Here is a 2,802-nt window from a genome sequence, read left to right on the forward strand (position 1 = left end):
CAGATAACCGTCCTGCATTCTGATTTTGATGCCGTTTGCACAAACGTTTATATCGCGTTTGGTAAGAAACAAGATCACGTTGTAGCAGATTGTCTCGTTCAGGAAAAAGGGCAATGGAAAGTTCGATCGGCCACGCTGATCAAGTAATTAACTGCCCCCCCCCTGCTACAGCAGCAAAACACATGGTAGCCCAACGACTACCATGTGTAATTAACTAACTACTTCGCACGCCGCGCAATAATCTCATCCGCCACATTTCGCGGTGCTTCCGCAAAATGATGGAACTCCATCGTATACGTCGCGCGTCCCTGGGACATCGAGCGTAATGTCGTGGCGTAACCAAACATCTCCGCCAGTGGTACATCCGCGCGAATGATCTGGCTTCCGTACTGCTCTTCCATGCCCTGAACCATGCCACGACGGGAAGAGAGATCGCCCATAATATTGCCAGCGTACTCTTCGGGTGTTTCCACCTCCACGTGCATGATCGGCTCAAGGATCACCGGATCCGCCCTGCGCGCCCCCTCTTTAAAGCCGAGGATAGCCGCCATGCGGAAGGCCATCTCCGAGGAGTCGACATCGTGATACGAACCAAACGTCAGCGTCGCTTTGACATCGACAACCGGATATCCGGCCAGCACACCGCTGTTCATGGCTTCACGCAGCCCTTTCTCAACGGACGGAATATACTCGCGCGGCACCACGCCGCCCTTGGTTGCATCTTCAAACGTAAAGCCACTGCCGGGCTCGGTCGGCTCCAGACTCAGCACCACATGACCGTACTGCCCTTTCCCACCGGACTGACGGACAAATTTGCCTTCGATATCCTTCACCGCTTTACGCAAGGTCTCCCGGTAGGTGACCTGCGGACGGCCAATGTTCGCCTCGACGCCAAACTCACGCTTCATGCGGTCGACGATAATCTCCAGGTGCAACTCTCCCATCCCGGAAATAATGGTCTGACCGGACTCTTCGTCAGTATGCAGGCGGAAAGAGGGATCTTCCGCTGCCAGACGCTGCAGGGCGATCCCCATTTTCTCCTGGTCACCTTTCGTTTTCGGCTCAATAGCCAGCGAGATAACCGGATCGGGAAACTCCATGCGTTCCAGGGTGATCACCGCATTCGGGTCCGTTAAGGTGTCACCCGTGGTGACATCTTTCAGCCCAACGCAGGCCGCGATATCCCCGGCGCGCAGTTCATCCACCTCATGGCGATCGTTGGCATGCATCAGCACGATACGCCCGATCCGCTCTTTCTTCCCTTTCACCGGGTTATACACCGCGTCGCCTTTGCGCAGCACGCCAGAGTACACGCGGATGAAGGTCAGTTGGCCGACGTACGGGTCACTCATCAGCTTAAAGGCCAGTGCGGAGAATGGCTCATCATCGCTGGGATGACGCTCAGCGTGTTGCCCTTTTTCATCCACACCGTCGATAGCGGGCACGTCCAGCGGCGAGGGCATCAACTCAATCACCGCATCAAGCATGCGCTGCACGCCCTTGTTTTTAAACGCGCTGCCGCACAGCATCGGCTGGATTTCACCCGAAATGGTGCGAATACGCAGCCCTCTGATGATTTCCGCTTCGTCCAGATCGCCCGTTTCCAGGTATTTATCCATCAGTTCGTCGCTGGCTTCCGCCGCCGCCGAGACCATTTTTTCCCGCCACTCCCGGGCGGTACCCACTAAATCATCCGGCACGGGCGCGTAAGTGAATACCATGCCCTGCGTGGCATCGTCCCACAGAATGGTGCGCATCTTGATGAGATCCACCACGCCGGTGAAGTGCTCCTCCGCGCCTACCGGGATCACAATCGGTACCGGATTCGCCTTCAGGCGCTCCTGCATCATCCGCACGACGCGGAAGAAATCGGCACCCGGACGGTCCATTTTGTTGACGAAGGCCAGACGCGGTACGTGGTATTTATTCGCCTGACGCCAGACGGTTTCGGACTGAGGCTGAACGCCGCCGACGGAGTCATACACCATCACGGCGCCGTCAAGGACGCGCATGGAACGTTCCACCTCAATGGTGAAATCCACGTGCCCCGGGGTGTCGATAATGTTGATCCGGTGCGGTTCAAAGCCTCTGTCCATACCCGGCCAGAAGCAGCTGACGGCCGCGGAGGTAATAGTGATCCCGCGCTCTTGCTCCTGCGCCATCCAGTCGGTTGTTGCCGCGCCATCGTGTACTTCGCCCAGCTTGTGGCTCATCCCGGTATAAAACAGGATGCGCTCGGTGGTGGTCGTTTTACCGGCATCGATATGCGCGGAGATACCGATGTTACGATAACGTTCGAGAGGAATGGGTCGGGGCATGATATTTCCTTAGTCTGTATGACGTCTCTGTGACGACCGGGATGGTCGCTTACTCATTCGTTTGCTATAATAGTCCTATTGTACGAGTATTATCGAACTATTTTTTAAAGGTTGACCTATTGTTGATATAGCTCAATCTGACACCCTGCGCAGGAAAACGATGATCCCTAACCATCCCGAAACTGAACAAATATTGCTGGAAAATGTGCTGTTTGCCCTTGGCAACCCGCTCCGGCTGTCGATTATTCGCCGCCTGTCCGATGGCAGCGAACTCAGCTGTAATGCGCTGCGCCCGGATGAAGTGGTGAAATCCACAATGACCCATCACTGGCGCGTGTTGCGCGACAGCGGGGTGATTTGGCAACGTCCACAGGGACGAGAAAATATGATCTCCCTGCGCAGAGAAGATCTGGATGCCCGCTTTCCGGGGCTAATGGAGATTTTGCTGCGTACGCCGTAAACCCGGTCGTGCCGGGAGGCGATT

General features: G+C 55.9%; 2 protein-coding genes. One reads left to right on the plus strand and one right to left on the minus strand.

All coding sequences use genetic code 11. The annotated features are described in order from the left end of the window. Positions 1-218: 218 nt before the first annotated feature. Positions 219-2,318, minus strand: coding sequence for an elongation factor G (gene fusA / locus LDK53_RS22635; protein WP_225288135.1), 2,100 nt, complete (start codon positions 2,316-2,318; stop codon positions 219-221). 160 nt (positions 2,319-2,478) lie between these two features. Between fusA and LDK53_RS22640 the strand changes: the two genes are divergently transcribed. Further along, positions 2,479-2,778, plus strand: a complete 300-nt coding sequence (locus LDK53_RS22640; RefSeq protein WP_025760192.1) for an ArsR/SmtB family transcription factor — start codon at positions 2,479-2,481, stop codon at positions 2,776-2,778. Positions 2,779-2,802 lie beyond the last annotated feature (24 nt).

It is taken from the genome of Enterobacter sp. K16B (genome assembly GCF_020216105.1).
GTDB classification, from domain to species: domain Bacteria; phylum Pseudomonadota; class Gammaproteobacteria; order Enterobacterales; family Enterobacteriaceae; genus Enterobacter; species Enterobacter sichuanensis.

What these genes read in the sequence shown, in the direction of transcription:
- fusA (WP_225288135.1), bottom strand. Translation starts at nt 2,318, where the DNA reads ATGCCCCGACCCATTCCTCTCGAACGTTATCGTAACATCGGTATCTCC.
- LDK53_RS22640 (WP_025760192.1), top strand. Translation starts at nt 2,479, where the DNA reads ATGATCCCTAACCATCCCGAAACTGAACAAATATTGCTGGAAAATGTG.